The sequence below is a fragment of the Amycolatopsis sp. NPDC114484 genome (assembly GCF_055633755.1).
Map to the genome: position 1 here is coordinate 468,455 of NZ_JBVKDQ010000004.1, position 19,347 is coordinate 487,801.

18 protein-coding genes are annotated in these 19,347 nt (G+C 68.1%); 12 read left to right on the plus strand and 6 right to left on the minus strand.

What is annotated here, in order from left to right; all coding sequences use genetic code 11:
- The first annotated feature begins 212 nt into the window (after positions 1-212).
- On the plus strand, positions 213-1,319 hold the full coding sequence (rlmN, locus tag ACZ7SW_RS14610) for a dual-specificity RNA methyltransferase RlmN (protein ID WP_370939420.1): 1,107 nt from the start codon (positions 213-215) through the stop codon (positions 1,317-1,319).
- Between the two features lie 28 nt (positions 1,320-1,347).
- The gene (locus tag ACZ7SW_RS14615; protein WP_470230876.1) at positions 1,348-1,626 is read left to right on the plus strand and encodes a hypothetical protein; all 279 of its coding nucleotides are present in this window, start codon (positions 1,348-1,350) and stop codon (positions 1,624-1,626) included.
- 340 nt (positions 1,627-1,966) lie between these two features.
- Here the strand turns inward: ACZ7SW_RS14615 and ACZ7SW_RS14620 are convergent, their stop codons facing one another.
- Together ACZ7SW_RS14620 and ACZ7SW_RS14625 are read right to left on the minus strand one after the other, a co-directional pair.
- Positions 1,967-2,101 (minus strand): hypothetical protein, encoded by a 135-nt coding sequence (locus ACZ7SW_RS14620; RefSeq protein ID WP_470230877.1) that lies wholly within the window; start codon positions 2,099-2,101, stop codon positions 1,967-1,969.
- Positions 2,102-2,109: 8 nt separating this feature from the next.
- Positions 2,110-2,247, minus strand: a complete 138-nt coding sequence (locus tag ACZ7SW_RS14625) for a hypothetical protein (RefSeq protein WP_470230878.1) — start codon at positions 2,245-2,247, stop codon at positions 2,110-2,112.
- A 223-nt stretch (positions 2,248-2,470) separates the two neighbouring features.
- On the opposite strand from ACZ7SW_RS14625, the gene ACZ7SW_RS14630 reads away from it, so the two are divergent.
- Positions 2,471-3,616, plus strand: a complete 1,146-nt coding sequence (locus ACZ7SW_RS14630) for an MFS transporter (RefSeq protein ID WP_470230879.1) — start codon at positions 2,471-2,473, stop codon at positions 3,614-3,616.
- A 2-nt stretch (positions 3,617-3,618) separates the two neighbouring features.
- Here ACZ7SW_RS14630 and ACZ7SW_RS14635 read toward each other — a convergent pair whose 3' ends face one another.
- On the minus strand, positions 3,619-4,854 hold the full coding sequence (locus ACZ7SW_RS14635; protein ID WP_470230880.1) for a PucR family transcriptional regulator: 1,236 nt from the start codon (positions 4,852-4,854) through the stop codon (positions 3,619-3,621).
- A gap of 159 nt (positions 4,855-5,013) precedes the next feature.
- On the opposite strand from ACZ7SW_RS14635, the gene ACZ7SW_RS14640 reads away from it, so the two are divergent.
- From ACZ7SW_RS14640 to ACZ7SW_RS14675, 8 genes are read left to right on the plus strand one after another with little or no spacing between them, the layout of a single operon-like run.
- Positions 5,014-6,537, plus strand: a complete 1,524-nt coding sequence (locus ACZ7SW_RS14640) for a flavin-containing monooxygenase (RefSeq protein WP_470230881.1) — start codon at positions 5,014-5,016, stop codon at positions 6,535-6,537.
- Positions 6,530-7,453, plus strand: a complete 924-nt coding sequence (locus ACZ7SW_RS14645) for an alpha/beta fold hydrolase (protein WP_470230882.1) — start codon at positions 6,530-6,532, stop codon at positions 7,451-7,453. The genes ACZ7SW_RS14640 and ACZ7SW_RS14645 overlap by 8 nt, the downstream gene beginning before the upstream one ends.
- A gap of 15 nt (positions 7,454-7,468) precedes the next feature.
- Positions 7,469-8,815, plus strand: a complete 1,347-nt coding sequence (locus tag ACZ7SW_RS14650; RefSeq protein WP_470230883.1) for an NAD(P)/FAD-dependent oxidoreductase — start codon at positions 7,469-7,471, stop codon at positions 8,813-8,815.
- Between the two features lie 52 nt (positions 8,816-8,867).
- Entirely contained in the window at positions 8,868-10,262 is a 1,395-nt protein-coding gene (locus ACZ7SW_RS14655) for a flavin monoamine oxidase family protein (protein ID WP_470230884.1), read from the plus strand.
- Complete coding sequence (locus ACZ7SW_RS14660; RefSeq protein ID WP_470230885.1) at positions 10,259-10,963, plus strand: transporter; 705 nt, start codon at positions 10,259-10,261, stop codon at positions 10,961-10,963. The genes ACZ7SW_RS14655 and ACZ7SW_RS14660 overlap by 4 nt, the downstream gene beginning before the upstream one ends.
- Complete coding sequence (locus tag ACZ7SW_RS14665) at positions 10,960-12,315, plus strand: NAD-dependent succinate-semialdehyde dehydrogenase (protein ID WP_470230886.1); 1,356 nt, start codon at positions 10,960-10,962, stop codon at positions 12,313-12,315. The genes ACZ7SW_RS14660 and ACZ7SW_RS14665 overlap by 4 nt, the downstream gene beginning before the upstream one ends.
- A 19-nt stretch (positions 12,316-12,334) precedes the next feature.
- A complete protein-coding gene (locus tag ACZ7SW_RS14670) occupies positions 12,335-13,450 on the plus strand; it encodes a Zn-dependent alcohol dehydrogenase (RefSeq protein ID WP_470230887.1) in 1,116 nt (371 codons plus the stop codon).
- 32 nt (positions 13,451-13,482) lie between these two features.
- A complete protein-coding gene (locus tag ACZ7SW_RS14675) occupies positions 13,483-14,838 on the plus strand; it encodes an aspartate aminotransferase family protein (protein ID WP_470230888.1) in 1,356 nt (451 codons plus the stop codon).
- A 47-nt stretch (positions 14,839-14,885) separates the two neighbouring features.
- Here ACZ7SW_RS14675 and ACZ7SW_RS14680 read toward each other — a convergent pair whose 3' ends face one another.
- Positions 14,886-15,491, minus strand: coding sequence for a TIGR03086 family metal-binding protein (locus ACZ7SW_RS14680; protein WP_470230889.1), 606 nt, complete (start codon positions 15,489-15,491; stop codon positions 14,886-14,888).
- A 57-nt stretch (positions 15,492-15,548) separates the two neighbouring features.
- Positions 15,549-16,457 (minus strand): alpha/beta fold hydrolase, encoded by a 909-nt coding sequence (locus tag ACZ7SW_RS14685; RefSeq protein WP_470230890.1) that lies wholly within the window; start codon positions 16,455-16,457, stop codon positions 15,549-15,551.
- Positions 16,458-16,514: 57 nt separating this feature from the next.
- On the opposite strand from ACZ7SW_RS14685, the gene ACZ7SW_RS14690 reads away from it, so the two are divergent.
- Positions 16,515-17,099, plus strand: a complete 585-nt coding sequence (locus ACZ7SW_RS14690; RefSeq protein WP_470230891.1) for a TetR/AcrR family transcriptional regulator — start codon at positions 16,515-16,517, stop codon at positions 17,097-17,099.
- On the opposite strand, the gene ACZ7SW_RS14695 is transcribed toward ACZ7SW_RS14690, so the two are convergent.
- Positions 17,096-19,267, minus strand: a complete 2,172-nt coding sequence (locus ACZ7SW_RS14695; RefSeq protein WP_470230892.1) for a molybdopterin-containing oxidoreductase family protein — start codon at positions 19,265-19,267, stop codon at positions 17,096-17,098. The two genes, ACZ7SW_RS14690 and ACZ7SW_RS14695, sit on opposite strands and share 4 nt — an antisense overlap.
- Positions 19,268-19,347: the final 80 nt, after the last annotated feature.

A 19,347-nucleotide genomic window follows, 5' to 3' on the forward strand; every position in this document is an offset into this window, starting at 1 on the left:
GGCGCCGACTATAAGGGAATTCATCCCGGAAAGCATTCGGCAATCCGACCTTCGTCGGGTGTTTTTCCGTTGAACCGCGCCCGTCGTTCGTCGGCCGCCGTTCCGGCGACCCGGCGGCCGGATCGCGCCGGCGCCGGCCGCTGCCCCGGTTCGCCCGCCGCGCCCGAGGGGGAGGGACGCGGGTTTCGCGCGTATGAGACACTTGATCGGTCATGACTGCCCTCCCTCTTGTTTTCGACGCGCCCAAGCGCGGCCTGCCGCCGCGCCATCTCGCCGACCTCACGGTGGCCGAGCGAGCCGAGGCCGTCGTCGAACTGGGGGAGAAGGCGTTCCGCGCCAAGCAGCTGTCGAACCACTACTTCTCGCGGCTCACCGTCGACCCGGCGGAGATGACCGACATCCCGGCCGCCTCGCGCGACAAGCTCGTGGCCGACCTGATGCCGCCGCTGCTCACCGAGGTGCGCGCACTGGCCGCGGACGGCGGCGCGACCCGCAAGACCCTGTGGCGCGCGCACGACGGGACGCTGCTGGAGAGCGTGCTCATGCGCTACCCGGACCGCGCGACGCTGTGCATCTCGAGCCAGGCCGGCTGCGGCATGGCGTGCCCGTTCTGCGCGACCGGCCAGGGCGGCCTCGACCGCAACCTCTCGACCGCCGAGATCGTGGACCAGGTCCGCGACGCCGCCGCGGTCATGCGAGACGGCTCCATGCCCGGGGGTCCGGGCCGGCTGTCGAACATCGTCTTCATGGGCATGGGCGAACCGCTGGCGAACTACAAGCGGGTGGTGGCGGCGGTGCGCCGGATCACTGATCCCGCTCCGGGTGGTCTCGGCATCGGTCAGCGTTCGGTGACGGTGTCGACGGTGGGTTTGGCTCCGGCGATCCGGAAGCTGGCGGACGAGCGGATGCAGGTGCGGCTGGCGGTTTCCTTGCACACGCCGGACGATGAGCTGCGGGACACGCTGGTGCCGGTGAACAATCGCTGGTCGGTGGATGAGGTTCTTTCCGCGGCGCGGTATTACGCGGACACTTCGGGTCGGCGGGTGTCGATCGAGTACGCGTTGATCCGGGATATCAATGATCAGCCGTGGCGGGCTGAGTTGCTGGCGAAGCGGTTGCGGAAGCATTTGGGCCAGCTGGTGCACGTGAACGTGATCCCGTTGAACCCGACGCCGGGTTCGAAGTGGGACGCGTCGCCGAAGCCGGTCGAGCGGGAGTTCGTGCGGCTGGTCAACGCGGGCGGTGTCGCGTGCACGGTGCGGGACACGCGCGGTCAGGACATCGCGGCGGCCTGCGGACAGCTCGCCGCCGAGGGTTGAGCGAATAGTTCAGAGTGGAGTAGTTGTCTTGTTGTGTGCGCCGAGCCTGCTCGATCCGGCGGCTGAGGAACTGAAGCTGGCTGACGTCAACGGTCCGCAGACCGCGGTGGACGTGGCCCGGGCGGCTCGTACCCTGCTGGGCGAGCGGTTCGACTCGGGAAGCTTCATGTACGTCCTGATGCGTGCGTTCGAGGTCGACTACCACGCGGCCCGCGAGGCTGCCCGGTGGCACGAATTCCACGGCGGAGCGGCGGCGCTGTCGGACGACGCGCTGGAGAAGCTGCTCGCTCCGTGGCTTGCCCGCTGATCACTTCGATTACGCTCAGGGGCCAGACTGCTCGTCAGCTGTCTTCCTGGCGACTTCACTAGCCTCGACACGGTCAGTGCCATCACCGGTACCGCAGCGGTCGCCAACTCCTGCGGCAACCGCACCCGACTCACGGCCGTCGATCCGAGCGGCCCCGGGGGCAGCGCCTCCTGGACGGCGGCTGCCTGCTTCCTTCGGCTGCTTCGCGCCGGAGCATGGGCGCGTTCTGCTCTTTGTTCTATGACGTTCTCTGCTGGAGCGGCTTCCGGCAACGCCTCCACCAGCGGCGACCGTACCGCCCACAAGATTCCCGTAGTGCACATCATTTCGGCGGAATTCGTCAGCCGCCCCACAAATCGTGAAGTTTGTTCCCCTGCCGATCGAAGGTGGTGAACTCGCCGGTCGGTTCGAAGCACACCTGGCCGCCGTCGTCTCCGTAGACCCCGAACCGCACCGTAATCGTGTTCCTCGCCATGAGAAACCCTAGCTCCACGCGTCGGTGATCTCCTTCGCCAACGCGAGCCCGAAGCCGGTCGAGCGCGAGTTCGTCCGCTTGGTGAACGCCGGGTGGTGCCGGATGCACCGCCCGGTGCGAATCGGGGTGCGGAGTGTCGTACCCAAGGACGAACGCGATGGCGACAGTAGGGCCTCACGTTCGACCGACAAGGACACTCAGATGCCCACTCAACGACGAGTGCGTGGTGCTGCCGCCGCAGGCGTGGTCGCGGTCGCCACTGTTTTGATCGGAAGCACCGCCCGCAGGCGTGACGAGTCATTCGGTCTGCATGCGCCGCCGCCCCGAAAAGCTCGGGTCGCGCGCAAAACACCTAAGGCGCAGCCGCGGGTGAAGAGCCGGTGGACGGTTTTTCTCGCCTTCGGGATGCTCGCGGTCGCGAGCCAGGCGCTCTTCGTGAACTACGCACCGGTCACCGCGGACGCCGCGCGGCACTTCGGCGTTTCCGTCGGTGCGATCGGCTGGCTGTCCCAGGTTTTCCCGCTGATCTACGTGGTCCTCGCGATCCCCGCCGGGCTCGCGCTCGACCGGTTTCTCCGGCCTGCCTTGATCGTCGGCGCGGTCCTGACCGCCTGCGGGGCGTTCCTGCGACTGGTCAGCGACGACTTCACCTGGGCCTTCATCGGACAGGTCGTCGCCGCGGTGGGCCAGCCGTTCATCCTCAACGCCATCCCGGGGCTCGCGGTGGGTTACCTGGCCGCGAAGGACCGCGCGACGGGAATCGCCGTCGCGTCCTCGGCCACCTTCGGCGGGATGGTCCTGGGTTATCTGCTCGGCGCTTTCCTGCCCGGCGAGAGCCACATTCGCACCCTCACGCTCATCACCGCGCTGATCGCTCTGGACGCTGGCTTATGTGTTGTCGGAGCACTGCGCGTGCCACCGGCGCAGGCAAGCCCCAGCGGTGGCCTGCGAGCCTTCCGCGCGGCATTCGGGAATCGATACGTCCGCCGTTTGTGCGCGGTCGTCGCTATCCCGATGGGCACGTTCATCGCGCTCGCGACGTTCGCGCAACCATTGCTGGCACCGGCCGGAATCCCGGAATCCACCGCAGGTCTCATTCTCGCGTTCACCATGATCGCCGGGGTGCTCGGCTGTGCTGTCGTGCCGGTGTGGGCGGATCGGCGGGGCCGCGAGGTCGGGCTCATGGGCGCGGGGATCGCTTTCACCGCCGTGGCGTGCCTGCACCTGGCCCTGGTTCCGAGCGTCCCGATGGCTTTCCTCGCGCTGCTGGGGACCGGTTTCGTGCTGCTGCCGGCGCTGCCCATCGTGCTTTCGCTGAGCGAGCGGCACGCCCTCGACGCGGAGAGCACCGCGGCCGGACTCATTTGGATGTCGGGCAATCTGGGCGGAGTGCTGCTGGCGACGGTGGTCGGCTTCCTCGTCGCCAGCCCGGCCATCGCGTTCGCGGCGCTGGCCGGCGCGACCCTGCTGGCCCTTCCGGCACTGCACTGGTTCCGGAAGCTGGAGAACTCGTAACTTCAGCTGGGGCCGGCCGCCACGATTTCCGGCGCGATATCCAGCACCAGCAGCGCGGCCGCGACATGGGTGGGGTTGTTCTCGACCTTGACGACCGAGAGTTCGTTGGCACGCGAGACTCGCCGCTCGACGGTGTTGCGGTGGGCGTAGAGGTTGGCGGCCGCCCGCGTGGTGTTGAAGCCGCACTGCACGTAGGTGAGGAGTGTCTGCCGTAGCGCCGGGTCGGCCTCGGCCAGCGGACCAAGAGTGTTGAGGACGAACCGGCGGGCGCTGGCGCGGTCTTTGGTGAGGGCGTCGATCAGTTCGACGTCGGCGTAGGCCGTGAAACGGCGCTCGGATCCGAGCCGGACGATCAGCGCCTGTGCCGAGAGGGCGTCTTGGTGGCTGGACCTGAACCCCTCGAGCCCGCGGCCAGGCCGTCCCGCCGCTACGCGCACCTCGTCGGCCGTTGTCACGATCTTCTCGGCTGGGTGCAGATCCGGGGTATCCGCTCCGGACAGCCAGATCCAGCGCGAGGTGGTACTGGCACGGGCGACCAGCGTGCTTCGGCTCGCGTCGGCGGAGCGCAGGGCCGCGGTCGCTTCCTCCAGGGAATCCTGCTGGCCGGGATCGTCGACCCACAGCACGAGACCCACGTGCCACCGCGCCATCCGGTAGCGCAGGCGGCCCTCGGCGAAATCCTCCGACACCGGCGCCCCGCTGGCGATCATCTGGATCAGTCCGATCGCCTCGGCGTCCGCGTTGCCCATCGCGGCGGCGAGACCGACCTCGCGCAGGGTCGCGACCGAGTCGAGGGCGTACTGCACCATCGCCTTCGCTGATACCTCCAGGACGTCCACGAGAAGCTCCCGGTCCGCGCAGTGCGCCGAGCATTCCTCCAGCCAGCGGCGCCAGCCGATCCCCAGGGCCGCCCGCCACCCCTCGGCGAAGTCGGGGGCGATGCCGCGGGCGACGAGATCGCCGATGTACGCGGTGATCCGCGGGCCGACGTAGGGCTCCACCCGTTGTCCCGGGCGCTGGACGTTCGAGGTCAGCCACTGGACGAGATCCGAGCGGTTGAGCTCGTGGTCCTCCTCGCCCAGCGACGCGTCCGTGAGCACCATCGGGTTGTAATGCACCCGGCGGGTGGACGCGGAGAGGACGTCGGCCAGCGCGTCGGTGTCCGCCAGGAGCCGCTGGCACACGGCCCGGATCGCCTCCGCGGCCTCGGCGGTGGGCGGGGGCCACAGCTCTTCCATCCCCGAAGTGTGCCTCGCCTCCGGCGAGTCGGCACGGCACGGGGGAGTGCATCGTGCACCGGCTCCCGGCGAACCCGGTGCTCGCTGTCGTTGTGACCGGCGTCGCGGCTCGCGACAGTGAAGCCACATCAGGAGCCGGCTCAGCGAGGAGAGGCAGACATGACAGCTGAGGTGTCGGACGCGGTCGAGGAATTCGACGTCGTCGTCATCGGCGCGGGGATCTCCGGGATCGGCGCGGCCACGTATTTCAGCCGGGAGCTGCCCGGAAAATCGCTCGTCGTGCTGGAGGGCCGCGACAACGTCGGCGGCACCTGGGATCTTTTCCGGTACCCGGGCATCCGCTCGGATTCGGACCTGCACACCTTCGGTTACGAGTTCAAGCCGTGGCGGCACGAGGCCGCGATCGCGGACGCCCCGCTGATCCGGGAATACCTCCAGGAAACGGTCGAAGAGAACGATCTGGGGCGGCTGATCAGGCTGCGCCACCGGGTCGTCCGGGCGGAATGGTCCACAGTGGACTCGCGATGGACGTTGCGCGTCGAGGCGTCGGATCCCGCCACCGGGGCGGTCACGACGAAGACGATCCGGGCGGGCTGGGTGTTCGCCGCCACCGGTTATTACCGCTACGACAAGGGATTCACCCCGGAGTTCCCCGGGCGCGACGACTTCGAAGGACAGGTCGTCCACCCGCAGCACTGGCCCGAGAACCTCGACTACCGCGGCAAGAAGGTCGTCGTCATCGGCAGCGGTGCGACCGCGGTGACGCTGGTGCCCGCGATGGCAGGTGCCGCCCAGCACGTCACGATGCTGCAGCGCACCCCCACCTACATCATGTCGCTGGCCCGCGTCGACCGGCTCGCTTTGACCCTCACGAAGCTGCTGGGAGAAAAGCGCGGGTACGCCGCGACGAGGTTCAAGAACATCTGGGTCGAACACGGCGTCGTCAAGGGCCTGCGAGCGTTCCCGAAGCTCGGGCGAGCGTTCATCCGGCGCGAGAACCTCAAGCGGCTGCCCAAGGGATTCGACGTCGACAAGCATTTCAACCCGCCGTACGACCCGTGGGACCAGCGGCTGTGCCTGGCCCCGGACGGCGACTTCTTCGACGCGATCTCGGCGGGCACCGCCTCCGTCGTCACCGACGCCATCACGAGGTTCAGCAAACGCGGCGTCGTCCTGAAATCGGGCGAGGAGCTCGAAGCCGACATCATCGTCACCGCGACCGGGCTGAACATGCGGCTCTTCGACGGGATGCCGATCGTGGTCGACGGGCGCGAGACCGACATCGCGGACTCGGTCTCCTACCGCGGGATGCTGCTGAGCGGGATTCCCAACTGGGCCATGGCGATCGGCTACACGACCTCGTCCTGGACGCTCAAGGTGAGCCTGATGTGCCGCTATTTCATCGATCTGGTCCGGCACATGGACGCCAGCGGCTACGACCGGGTGGTCCCGGTCGCGGTGCCGGGGATGCCGCGCAAGCCGGTCATGGACCTGAAGGCCGGTTACGCCAAGCGCGCCGAGAAGCAGCTGCCCAAACAAGGACAGGCCGCCCCGTGGCGGATGGCGATGTCCTTCCCCGAGGACGCCAAGGCACTGCGCGGCCCGGTCGCCGACGAGAACCTCGAGTTCGGCACCGCCCGTCCAGCGGTGCTGCCCGGCGAGAGGCGGTCGGCCCGTGTCTGAAGAAAACACCGACCAGTACGCGGCTTTGCCGTCCGGCACGACGATCTGCTTCCGCGACCACGGCGACCAGGCCGATCCCGCGATCCTGCTGGTCGCCGGATTGGGCGAGGACCTCACCTTCTGGACCGGCTCGTTCGTCAGTTCGTTGGTGGCACGGGGTTTCCGGGTCATCACGATGGACAACCGCGACGTCGGCCAGTCCACCTTCGCGGCCACCCCGCCGCCCGCGCTGTGGCGGCAGCTGCTCGCCCGGCCCCGCGCCGACGCCTACTCGCTGGCGGACATGGCCTCCGACGCGGTCGGCGTCCTCGACCACCTCGGGATCAAACAGGTTCACCTCGCGGGCCGGTCCATGGGCGGGATGATCGCGCAGACGATCGCCGCGGCCGAACCCGCGCGAGTCCTGTCCCTGACTTCGATCTTCTCGACCACGGGCGCGAAGAAGGTCGGTCAGCCGGCGCTGTCGACGATGCGGCTGCTCGCCGGTTCGCCGGCGCGGACCAGGACCGCGGCGGTACGCGCCCACCTGCGGATCACCAGTCACGTCGCCGGAACGGGATACCCCATCGACGACGCTGCCGAGGCCGCCGTCGCGGCAGGCGGCTGGGACCGCGCCGCGGGCGACTTGGCCGCGGGCTCGGCCCGGCAGATCCAGGCGATCCAGGCCTCTGGGGACCGGACCGCCCAGCTGAACCGGATCACCGCTCCCACCCTGGTGCTCAATGGGGACCGGGATCTGCTGGTCGCCCCCACTGGCGGCGCCGCGACCGTGAAGGCGATCCGCTCCGCGCAGCACGTCGTCATTCCCGGCATGGGGCATCACATTCCCGAGGCGCTGGTCGAGCCCGTCACCCAGTACATCTCGGAACACGCCAAGCGCGTGACCGAAGGGGGAAATCATGCCCGGATTTCCTGAACGGAGCGCAGCGTCATGAAGATCGACAACGTCGAGTACAGCACTTTCAGCGGCTGGATCGACCCGCCCAAGGACCTCCTCCCGAGTCTCGACGGCGATCTCGCGTGCGATGTCGCGGTCGTCGGCGGCGGCATGGGCGGCATGGCGACGGCGCTGCGGCTCGCCGAGCGCGGCCAGGACGTGGTGCTGCTGGAGGCCGAGTTCTGCGGTTACGGTTCCAGTTCGCGCAACGGCGGCCAGATCGCGAGCGTTCCGGGCGGCGACCTCCGTCTGCTGAGCCTCTTCTATCCCAAGAAGGTGCCCGGAATGGTGCGGCTGGCCGAGAATTCCGCCAGCTTCACCGAAGACCTCATCAAGACCCACGACATCGATTGCGACTACGAGGCCAACGGCCTGGCGTTCGCGGCCGTCGGACCCGGACAGATGCTTCGAACGCGTACCTTGGCGGCGATTCTCCGTCGCGCCGGCGGACGCGGACAGGTCGGCACGAGCGAGGAACTCGGCATTCCCCGCAACTTCGTCGGCGGCATGCGCGAGGCCGTGGGCGGAATGCTGAATCCCGGCAAGCTGAGCCGGGGAGTGCGCCGCGCCCTGGTCTCGTCGCCGGCTCGGGTTTTCGAACGGACCAAGGTGACCGACGTGCGGCGGCGCAACGGAAAGGTCGTGCTCTCGACCCCCGGCGGCACCGTGCGCGCGAACAAGGTGGTGCTCGCGACGAACGCCTATTCGGGGGAGTGGGACATCACCCCCAAGCGTCTCTCGGTGCCGTTGTGGCTCATCGAGATGGAGACCGAGCCGATCGCCCCGGAGCGTCTCGCCGCGCTGGGATGGACCAGCCGGTCGGGAGTCATCACTCAGCACCAGGTCATGGAGCACTACCGGCTCACCGCGCGCGGCACCATCGTGTTCGGCGTCCGGCGCGTCGAGCGCGGCATGACCTACCCCCTGCCTGCGAAGGCCCCGGACCGGGAGATGGTCGAAGAGCTCGCCGGTGCGTTCGCGACCCGTTTCCCCGCCCTCGCCGACGTCGCCGTGGAGCGGGCGTGGGGCGGCTGGATCGCGATCACGTCCTCCTGGCTGTCGGTCGCCGGCCGGATCGAGGACGACATCTACTACTCGATCGCGTGCAACGGGCACGGACTGGCGCAGGCCCCGTACGTCGGGTCGCTCATCGCCGACCTGATCGTGGACGGATCGCGGCACGAGGATCTCGACGGCATTTGGGCGGAGAAGCCGAAATTCCCTCCTTTCGCGATGATGAGCCCGCGCGGCCTGCGCACGGTGTGGGCACTCGACCGCTTCACCGATCTGATCAACGGCAGCCGTCGTCGCGCCCTTCGCGCAGCCGCTCGGGTGCGCTGAACCACTCCATCTATCTCGCCGCACACAACCCTTGTGGGCAAAGGAGAAAAGCATGTCGACTTCTCGTAAGGCCAGCTCCGAAGCCACCTCAGTCGACGTGGTGGTCGTCGGCGCCGGGTTCGCCGGGTTGAGCGCCGCTGAGCGGCTCGTGAGCATGGGCCAGTCCGTTCTCGTCCTGGAAGGCCGCGACCGGGTCGGCGGCCGGTCGTTCTCCGGCGAAGTTGCCGGGGTCAAGGTCGATCTCGGCGCGACCTGGGTCGCCCGGCGGCACACGGCGATCCGCGACCTCGCGAGCCGAGCGGGTTGCACCACGACCGGCCAGTTCGCCGAAGGCCGCAACGTGCTGTGGATGGCGGGACGGCGCCGTACCTACCAGGGCACGATTCCCAAGGTCTCGCCCGCGGTGCTGGTCGACATGGTGCGCGTGCAGCTGGCGCTGAACAAGCTGGTCGCGAGCATCGACGTCGAAGCGGCCTGGAATTCCCCCCAGGCAAGCGAGTTCGACGCGATCTCGTTCGGCGAATGGCTCGACCGGAAGCACGCGGCGCCGGCTACCCGCGCCATGATGACCATCGTCAGCAAGGTGCAGTGGGGTTGCAGCCCGGGAGATGTTTCGCTGCTGCACGCGTTGCGCTACATCCGCGCGGCGGGCGGAGTCGACCACATGCTCGACGTGGAGGGCGGCCAGCAACAGGACCGGTACGTCGAAACCACTCAAGAGATCGCGAAGCGGGTCGCGGCGCAACTCGGCGACCGCGTCGTGCTCGGGACGCCGGTTCGCGCGATCACGCAAGACGGCGACGGCGTCACGGTTCGCACCGATTCGGAAGAGATCAAGGCGAAGTACGCGATCGTCGCCGTCGCGACGCCGCAACGCGCCGAGATCGAATTCGACCCGGCCTTGCCCGAGCAGGCCGCCGGGCTCGCGAAAAACTGGCGTATGGGCGTCCTGAGCAAGGCGTTCGTCGCGTACGAAAGGCCGTTCTGGCGGGCCAACGGACTTTCCGGCGAGGGACTGACCGATACCGGGGCCGTGTTCGTCACCTTCGACGTTTCGCCCGACGCCAACGGACCGGGCATCCTGATGACGTTCTGCGACCCTCGGGTGTTCGACGGATTCAGTCCCGACCAGCGCCGCAGCCTGGTCCTCAAGCAGCTCGTCCAGCTGTACGGCACGCAAGCGAGCGCGCCCATCGACTACCTGGACCACTGCTGGGGAGAGGAACCGTTCGCCCCGGGAGGTCCGAACCCGGCTGTCGGTCCTTACGCGACCACGACTTACGGTCCCGCTCTCACCGAGCCGCACGGGCGCGTCCACTGGGCGGGCACGGAAACCGCGGGCGAGTGGGCGGGCTGCATGAACGGTGCCGTCCTGACCGGGCAGCGCGCTGCCGAGCGCGTCGCGGCCGCGGTGGCGCGCGAGTCCCGGGAGGTGTCGGTGCGATGAAGGACATCATCTTCCTGCTCGCCGATGTGTGGATGATCTTCGTCGGCTATTTCTTCGGCTGGAAATTCATCCGCCGCTACGGCAATTACCTGCTCGGTCTCGAATGGATGGTCGTCGCGACCTCGGGCAGCAACTTCCTCGTCTGGTCGTTGCTCGGCGCCGACGAGGGCAGTGTCCTTTACCGCATAGCGTATTTCTTCGACGCCTTCTCGCGGTCGGTCGGCATCACGCTCATCCTCGTGATGGGCCTGATGAAGGTCACCCATCGCTACAAGCCGTCCCTTGCCGTCGACATCGGCGTGTTCGCGCTCGCCACCGCGGCCGGGCTGTTCCTCCGGCATTTCCACGGCCAAGACCCCCGCGTCGACCACGGCGCGTTCGCTGTCGCCGCGTTCTACGTCGTGGCCAACCTCGCCGCGGCGGTCTTCCTGGCGTACTTTGCCAAGCGGCTCTGGGCTGTCGGCGCGAAATGGCCGGCGATCTGGACCGGGCTGGTGACCGCTGCCGCGGTCACCATCGCGATCACCTACGACTTCTTCCCCTTCCCGTTCGACGACGCGAACCGCACTTTCTTCTACACCGCCGCGCTGGCGACGTGGGGAACCCAGGGATTCGTCTACTTCTTCGCCTACCGCGCGCTGCATAACCACAACGCGGCCTCGGGTGTGAAGACGGTGCAGGAAGCGGGTGCATCATCGTGAACAGGCAGTCGTACGCCGTGGTCGATCCGGCTACCGGCGAGCTGGTACGGGAGTATCCGGCCGCGACCGATGCGGCCATGGAGCTGGCACTCGACGCGGCCGCGAACGCGTACCGAGAATGGTCGAAACAGACCACCGTGGCTCAGCGCGCCGAGGTGCTGAACAAGGTCGCTGCCTTGCACAACGAGCGCAGCGGCGAACTCGCCCGTATCGCGCAGCGGGAGATGGGCAAGCCGCTGGAGGAGGCCGTCGCCGAGGTCGAGTTCAGTGCGTCGATCTATTCGTACTACGCCGCGAACGCGCACAAGTTCCTCGCCGACGAGCCCGTCGAGCTGATCGAGGGGGAGGGCACGGCGTTCGTCCGCCGCCAGCCGATCGGCGTTCTGCTCGGCATCATGCCCTGGAACTACCCGTACTACCAGGTCGCCCGGTTCGCCGCGCCCAACCTCGTTCTGGGCAACACCATCGTGCTCAAGCCCGCGCCGCAATGCCCGGAGTCGTCCGCGGCCCTGCAGCGGATCTTCACCGACGCTGGCTTTCCCGAGGGCTGCTACGTCAACGTCTACGCGACCAACGAACAGGCCGCAGCCGCCATCGCCGACTCCCGGGTGCGTGGCGTGTCCTTCACCGGTTCCGAACGGGCCGGTGCGGAAATCGCGGAAAAGGCGGGCCGCAACCTCAAGAAGGTAGTGCTCGAACTGGGTGGCTCGGACCCGTTCCTGGTGCTGTCTTCCGCTGACCCGGACGCCACGGCCCAAGCTGCGGTGGACACTCGATTCGAGAACGGCGGGCAGGCCTGCAATGCGGGCAAGCGGGTCATCGTCGCCGCGGACCTCTACGACGATTTCCTGGAAATATTCACGAAAAAGGTGCTCGCCACGGCTGGCGGACTGGCTCCGCTGTCCTCGGTGGCAGCCGCCGAACGCCTCGAAGCACAGGTGCAGCGGGCTGTCGACGACGGTGCGACCCTGATCGGCGAAGGGCGGCACGAAGGCGCGTTCTTTCCTCCTGGCGTTCTGACCGGTGTGTCGCCGGATTCGCCGTCGGCTGCTGAGGAATTGTTCGGCCCCGTCGCGACCGTCTATCGCGCGGAATCCGAAACTGAGGCCGTCGAACTGGCCAACAGCACTCCGTACGGACTGGGCTCCTACGTGTTCACCACGGATCCCGAGCAGGCGATGCGGGTCGCCGACCAGCTAGAGGCGGGCATGGTCTTCGTCAACGGCGTCGGCCTCGAAGGCGCGGAACTGCCGTTCGGCGGAGTCAAGCGGTCCGGTTTCGGCCGGGAACTCGGCCGGGCGGGGATCGACGAATTCGCCAACAAAAAGCTCATCCGCACGGCTCGGGTATGAACCAGAGGGGGAATCTGCCATGACCGTTGAATTCGACGCTGCTGTCTTCACGACGCCGGGCGCGCCGCTGACCATCGAGCGGGTTTCGCTCCCCGGCACGCCGCCGCCCGGCGAGGTGCTGGTGCGGCTCAAAGCAAGCGGGGTGTGCCACAGCGACCTGCACGCGCTCGTCGGGGAATGGGAGGTGCCTTCGCCGATGATTCTCGGCCACGAAGGCGCCGGAATCGTCGAGAGCGTGGGCGAAGGAGTCACGACTCTGGCGAAGGGCGATCACGTCGTCCTTTCCTGGACGCCTTCGTGCCGCCGATGCCGCTACTGCGTCAGCGGCAGGCCCGTCCTCTGCGACATGGTCAGCCAGCACTCGGCCAACCACCTGTCGTTCGACGGCCGGACCCGCGTCGCGTCGACGGACGAACGGGACGTCTACAGCTTCGCGGGCCTGGGAACGTTCGGCCAGTACACGCTCGTCCCGGAGTCGGCCGCGATCGCGATTCGGAGCGACGCCCCGTTCGAACAGGCCGCCCTGGTCGGATGCGCCGTGGCGACCGGAGTCGGGGCGGCGGTCAACACCGCGAAGATCCGGCCGAGCGACACCGTGCTGGTGCTGGGTTGCGGGGGCGTCGGCCTGAACGCGATTCAGGGGGCTCGCCTGGTCGGCGCGCGAAAGATCATCGCCGCGGACCTTTCTGATGAGAAGCTTGAGCAGGCTCGCGTCTTCGGCGCGACAGATCTGGTCAACAGCGGGCGGGAGAACCTCGCGGACCGGGTGCGCCAGCTCACCGACGGACGCGGGGTCGAGGTCGCCATCGAGGCGATCGGGCTGCCGCGCACCATCGAGTCGGCCTACGAAGTGCTGGCGCGAGGCGGCAAAGCCGTGGTGGCCGGGCAGGTGGCGGACGGCGTGCGGATCTCGATCGATCCGTTCGTGATGTCCGATCAGGAACTTTCGCTCGTCGGCTCCAACTACGGATCGAGCAGGCCCGACGTCGATTTCCCGCTGCTGGTCGACCACTATCTGAACCGCCGCATCGATCTCGACTCGCTGGTGACGCGCGTGATCGAGCTGGCGGACATCAACGAGGCGTTCGACGAAATGAAGCGCGGCGTCGGCATCCGCTCGGTGATCAAGTACTGAGACCCTTCTGAAGAAAGGCACTGATTCGTCGCATGGCTCTGGAATCGTCACGGATCGCCTTCGAACGAGCCCGGCGCAGCGTCGGCGGCGGGGTGGGGTCGGGGCTGCGCGCCGCGATGCGCCCCCACCCGCTCTTCGTGCGAGAGGCACGAGGCGCGCACGTCTGGGATCTGGATGGCGACCGGTACGTCGACTACGTGCTGGCGTGGGGACCGCTCGTGCTCGGACACGGCGACCCGCGCGTTCTGTCCGCCGTGTCTGAGGCGGCGAAGAAGATGCAGGTCGTCGGCACCGGCCACGCCCTCGAATACCTCGCCGCGGAGGCGGTCCTCGAAGCCGTGCCCCACGGCGAGCGGCTGTTGTGGAGCAACACCGGAACCGAAGCGGTGCAGGTCGCGCTGCGCCTGGCCCGAGCCGCGACGGGGCGGCGTCGCATCCTCAAATTCGCCAAGAGCTACCACGGCTGGCACGACACCGTTTACGCCGGCATGTCCGAGGACGAGGGTGATCGGCCTGCTCAGCCGGGTAGCAAAGGGCAGTCGCCCAGTGTTCTGGACGACCTGGTTTTGGCGCGCTTCAACGACGTAGCTCTGGCCGAGCGTCTCCTGAGCGAGTCCGTCGAACGCGACATCGCCGCGGTGCTCGTCGATCCGGTGATGAGCAATGCCGGTGTGGAGGCACCCTCGCCGGAGTTCCTGTCCACGCTGCGAACTCTGTGCGACCGGTATGGCGTCGTCCTCATCTTCGACGAGGTGATCGCCGGGTTCCGAATCGCGCGCGGCGGTGCGGCGGAGAAGTACGGCGTGCTGCCGGATCTGTCCGTCTACGGAAAGGCGATGGCCGGAGGATTCACTCAGAGCGCGGTCGTCGGCCGAGCGGAACTGGTCGATCAGGTGACGGACGGCGTCACCCATGCCGGAACGTTCAACGCCAACCCGATCGCACTCGCGGCTGTCGAGGCGACGATGCGCGCCCTGGCCGATCCGGCGGTTTACGAGACGCTGGAGAAGACTTCGGCCGAGTTCGAAGCCCTCGTCGGGGGTGTTCTCGGTTCGGTTCCTGACGGCGGGCGTTTCAACCGGGTTGGGTCGCTTCTGCAGTACGTGCCTGCGGGTGGGGCGACTGGGCTGCATGGCACTGGTGGGCTTTGGGGCGTGCTGCTGGAGGGGATGTTGCGGGAGGGGTTCCTGTTTATGCCGTCCGGCAAGGTTTTTCTCAGCACGGCGCATACGGCTTCGGATATCGAGGCGACGGCTGAGGCGTTCGAGAGGGTGCTGGCCGGGAGCCGGGGAGAGATTGCCGAGCGGGAAACCGCGGCGCGGCAGGACTATGTCGGGGAGGTGGCGGTAGCCGCTGCTGACATCGCTGAGAACGAGCAATCTGTCTGAGCTCGGCGGATCGTCGCGGACCTCTGTGCCGCAGCGGCGGCCACGAGTCAGCTTGGCCGCCACCCGGGGTCCCGGCCCATCCGATGCAGCAACCGATCCTGGCGAGAAGCCGACTCACCGAACACCCCCGGCGCAGCGAAAAACCGATGCGTCGTGTCCGCAGCGACGGGAGTTTCCGCCAGTCCAGCGTAAATCTCCTCAAGCCCGTCGCTGATCCACTCGACCAGATCAGGGTCGAGACGGTCGTCCACCCCCAGCGCACGGGCAAGATCCCAAGCGTGGACAGCGGAATCCGTAGCACGCACGGCCAACGCCTGACGTCCGGTCACCTCGCCCAACGGGTAATCGAGCACCCGATCCAGCGCGCCAGGACGGCCGAAAGCATCGGCAACCAACCGCACCGACGCGGTATACGCAGCAAGCGGGTTGTCGCCCAAAGCGTCGGCATCGCGCATGCGCAGGAAGTCCTCGCGGCTACCACCGGCCAGGAGGTCGACGTAGTTGAGATTCCCCCGCACCAGGTGGTTGACGAGCTGACGCACGTTCCACTCCGCGCAGGGCGTCCGAGCCGTCCACTGTGAGTGGCGGACGAATGGCAAGCGCTGGTCGAATTCGGTGCTGGCGGCAAGGAACCGGCTGAGGACGTCGGTCATGTCCGCCAGTCTTGCGCCGCGAGGACGTCGTGCGCTGGCGCAAATCCGACGTGGCGCTCACCCCGCATCGATGAACGCGGTCACCGCGTCCACGACGGCGTCGGGCTGCTCGTCCGGAATGAAGTGCCCGGAATTCGGGATGACGACGCCGGTCGCGTTGTCCGCCCACGGGCTGAGGGAGGCGGCCATGTCGGGGATCGAACCGTGGGAGCCGGAGATTCCCAGGACTGGGACGGTCAAGTGCGCGCGGTCCAGAGCGGCAAGATTCTCGCGGGCTGATTTCGCGGCGTCGCGGTAGTAGGCGAGAGACGCCCGGAGGCCGCCCTCGGCTGCGATGGCGGCGGCGTAGTGGTCGGTCTCGGCGCTGTCGAACGTGTTCGGGGACAGGGCTTTGACCTTCAGGAACCAGTCGACGTAGTCGCGTTCGCGACCGGCGAGCAGGGTCTCGGGAAGATCGGGCACCAGGTGGAACGCGAAGTGCCAGGTCTTCCAGGCCCGCTCGGGGTCCGTGGGGATGGAGGCCGGGAGGGTGATTCCGGGGATGCCCGCGTCGAGCAGCGCGACCCCGTGCAGGCGCTCTTCGTACCGCAGGGCCAGCGAGAAGGCGACCCAGGCTCCGATGTCGTGGGCGACGAGCCAGTACTTCGGCACCTCAAGCGCGGACACTGCGGCCTGGACGCGCGAGGCGACGGTGTGCGTGTCGTAGCTGTCGTGCGGACGGTCGGAGTGGCCCTGTCCGGGCAGATCGATCGCGATCACGCGGAACCGCTCGGCGAGGCGTGGCATCGCTTTGCGCCAAGCCCACCAGGTCTGCGGGAATCCGGCGAGCAGGACGACGGCGGGGCCGGCCGGCTGACCGCCTTCCACGGCATGGAGCTGGACGCCTTCCGCGTCGATCCAGTGGTGGGTGAATCCGGGCAGATCGGGCAGGGGCAGTTCGGAGATCGGGTTCGCGGTGGCGGTCATGAATTCCACCCTAGCGCATCTTGAACCGATCAGTTCAAGATGCGCTAGGGTGGGAGGATGGCCGGGAAGAAGCAGTTCGATGTGGACGTCGCGCTCGACGCGGCGATGGTCCAGTTCTGGCGAGCCGGGTACGCCGAAACCTCGCTCGACGACCTCTCGAAGGCGACCGGGTTGAACCGCAGTTCCATCTACTCCTCGCTCGGCGACAAGGACGCGCTCTATCTGCGCTGCCTGGACCGCTACGCCGCGCGCTACGGGGACCGGTACGACCAGGCCCTGGCGAGCGCGGCCGAGGATCCGCTGCGGGCGATGCGGGAGTTCTTCGAAATCACCCTGAACCGCATCGCCGACCCCGACGTGCCGGACGGATGTCTGGTCGCCCAGACCGCGATGGCGATACCGGTGCTGAGCCCGGACATCGCCGCACACGCGACCAACGCCCTGGGCCTCCAGCAGGCGCGACTGCGGACCGCCTTGCGCGCCGCGAAGCTGGCGGACGCCGACGACTTCGCCGTCCATTTTGCGGCGGTCAACCAGTCATTGGCGGTGATGAGCAGGGCCGGGACGAGTCAAAAGCAGCTCCGCGCGATCGTCGAGATCAGCTTGAGCGCGCTTTCGCGGTCGGTGCGGGTTCGGAGCTAGCCGTCTTTGGAGATCTCGCAGAGTGAGGCGCGCAACGGCGAGCTGCCGCTGATCGGGTCGCTCGGGCCTTGGCTCAGCACGAGATTGAGGTTCGCGCTGCCGTCGCCGAACGGCGGATAGCCGGGCTGGCCGAGTTCGTCGGCGGGCTGCCACCAGCCGTGCTGTCCGCACACGACGTTCGGGCGCAGATTGACGTTGAACTTCGCTTTCGCGCGAATGCTCCCCAAGGGTGTCTCCAGCCGCACCCAATCCCCGGCGCCGATCCCGCGGACAGCGGCGGTTTCGGGATGCAGTTCGACGGCGGGTTCGGGCGCGGATTTGCGCAGGCTGGTGATTTCCCGGTGCTGGGTTTCGCAGAAGAACAGCGACTTCGCACAGGTGAGGATCAACGGGTAACGCGCCGCCAGATCCGGTCGGGACACTGGGCTGATCGACGGTTCGGTGAAGGTCGGCAGTGGCGGATATCCGTGTTCCAGCAACGGTTCCGAGTACAGCTCGACCAGCCCGGACGGCGTCCGGAAGCCGCTTCGTTCGTACTTGCGGTAGATCGTCCGCAACGGCAGCCGGACTCCTTCCGGAGCGGCGCGCAGCTGGTCGAGCGTGAGGCCGCTGGGTGCGAGCTGATGTCGCCAGGCCGCTTCGATGTCTCCGTTGAAAAACTGCGGGCCTAGCCCGAGTGCGAGGGCCAGGTCGAAGATGATCCGCAAGTCCGATCGGGCTTCGCCGCGGGCAGCGACCAACGGTTGTCGCAATTGGACAGTCGACTGCGCGTCCTGGCTGGTCTCGAAACCGATCCGCAGCGCTTCGGCTTCCCACGCGCTCGTCACGGGCAGCACGAGGTCCGCCTGCTCCGCGGTCGGATTGAGGAACAGATCCGTGTGGACGAAGAAATCCAGCGCGCGAAGGGCGTGGCGGCCTCGCGCGCTGTCGCCGTGGGCCATCACCAGGTTGCCGCCGAAGTTGACCAGCGCCCGGGCCCGGTAGGGGACGCCGTCGAGCGCCGCGCGGTACAGGTCCTCGCCGGTGACGAATTCGAATCTGGCCGGGCCGAGCGGGCGCGCCCGCACCCCGATGGTCTTGGCGCGCTGCTCGGGCGCCAGCAGCTCCCGGCCGTCGACCGGGTTGGTCGGCACGGGCGTGAACAGCACGTTCCCGCCGGGTGCGTCGATGCAGCCGGTGAGCGCGTAGAGCTGGCCGATGGCACGCACGGTCTGGGTCGCGTTGCTGTGCTGCTCCAGCCCGCTCCAGGTGTAGAACGCGACCGGGCGGTGCTCCCAGAGCAGCCGGGCCGTGGCGACGATCTGGTCGGCGGGCACGCCGGTTGTCTCTTGCGCGACCTCGGGCGGGTACTTCGCGCACTCCTCGACGATCAGGTCCCAGACCCGGCGGGACGGACTGACCCGTTTCGCCGCGTTGGTCCACCGCTCGACGAATTCCTTGTCGTACCACTCGTTCTCGATCATGACGTGCGTGAGCGACAACGCCAGCGCCGCGTCCGTTCCGGGACGGACGCGCAGCCACTGGCCGGCTTTGCTGGCCAATCCGGCGCGCCGGGGATCGACCACGACGAGCTTGGCCCCTCGACGCAGTGCGGCGGTGGTCGCGGTGGCGTGCGCGAGCCGCGAGACCGACGGGTTGTAGCCCCAGTAGAGGATGCACTGCGCGTTCTCGAGATCAGGCAGGTAAGCGCCGGGGACCGGTTCGCCCCAGGTGTAGAGCGTCGCCAGGTGACGGCCCCAACCGCAGAGTTCCATATAGCTCACGAAGTTGGGACTGCCGAAGGCGCGCCGGAGCCGGGTCAGCCAGTCGACGGTGTCCGACATCGCCGACGTCGAGGGCGAAGCGCTGCCGAACACGACCGCCTCTGGGCCCGATTCCTCGGCGATCGCCGTCAGCTGGGAAGCGATCGTCGCCAGTGCCTCGTCCCAGCCGACGCGCTCCCAGCCCGGGTCGGCCGCGCCTTTCGGGGCGGTGCGGCGGAGGGGATGCAGCAGCCGGTCCGGATGCGCGACGATCTCCGGCGCGGCCTTGCCTTTGACACAGATCGCGCCGCCGGTCGGATGGCCGGGCAGCGGGCGGAGCGCGAGCAGCCGCCCGTCCTCGACCGTCGCGGTGGCCCCGCATTTCGACACGCACAGCGGGCAGAACGTCGGCACTTCGGTCGCCATCGCGCACCTCCGGACTCTGTCTGGAAGTCGGCACTGCCTCGTCCGGCGTAACAGCGGACGTTTCCGAGGCGACTTTCCGG

Coding starts and splice junctions, on each gene's coding strand:
- rlmN (WP_370939420.1), top strand. CDS start 213: ATGACTGCCCTCCCTCTTGTTTTCGACGCGCCCAAGCGCGGCCTGCCG.
- ACZ7SW_RS14620 (WP_470230877.1), bottom strand. CDS start 2,101: ATGGCGAGGAACACGATTACGGTGCGGTTCGGGGTCTACGGAGACGAC.
- ACZ7SW_RS14635 (WP_470230880.1), bottom strand. CDS start 4,854: ATGGAAGAGCTGTGGCCCCCGCCCACCGCCGAGGCCGCGGAGGCGATC.
- ACZ7SW_RS14640 (WP_470230881.1), top strand. CDS start 5,014: ATGACAGCTGAGGTGTCGGACGCGGTCGAGGAATTCGACGTCGTCGTC.
- ACZ7SW_RS14650 (WP_470230883.1), top strand. CDS start 7,469: ATGAAGATCGACAACGTCGAGTACAGCACTTTCAGCGGCTGGATCGAC.
- ACZ7SW_RS14655 (WP_470230884.1), top strand. CDS start 8,868: ATGTCGACTTCTCGTAAGGCCAGCTCCGAAGCCACCTCAGTCGACGTG.
- ACZ7SW_RS14660 (WP_470230885.1), top strand. CDS start 10,259: ATGAAGGACATCATCTTCCTGCTCGCCGATGTGTGGATGATCTTCGTC.
- ACZ7SW_RS14670 (WP_470230887.1), top strand. CDS start 12,335: ATGACCGTTGAATTCGACGCTGCTGTCTTCACGACGCCGGGCGCGCCG.
- ACZ7SW_RS14675 (WP_470230888.1), top strand. CDS start 13,483: ATGGCTCTGGAATCGTCACGGATCGCCTTCGAACGAGCCCGGCGCAGC.
- ACZ7SW_RS14680 (WP_470230889.1), bottom strand. CDS start 15,491: ATGACCGACGTCCTCAGCCGGTTCCTTGCCGCCAGCACCGAATTCGAC.
- ACZ7SW_RS14685 (WP_470230890.1), bottom strand. CDS start 16,457: ATGACCGCCACCGCGAACCCGATCTCCGAACTGCCCCTGCCCGATCTG.
- ACZ7SW_RS14690 (WP_470230891.1), top strand. CDS start 16,515: ATGGCCGGGAAGAAGCAGTTCGATGTGGACGTCGCGCTCGACGCGGCG.
- ACZ7SW_RS14695 (WP_470230892.1), bottom strand. CDS start 19,267: ATGGCGACCGAAGTGCCGACGTTCTGCCCGCTGTGCGTGTCGAAATGC.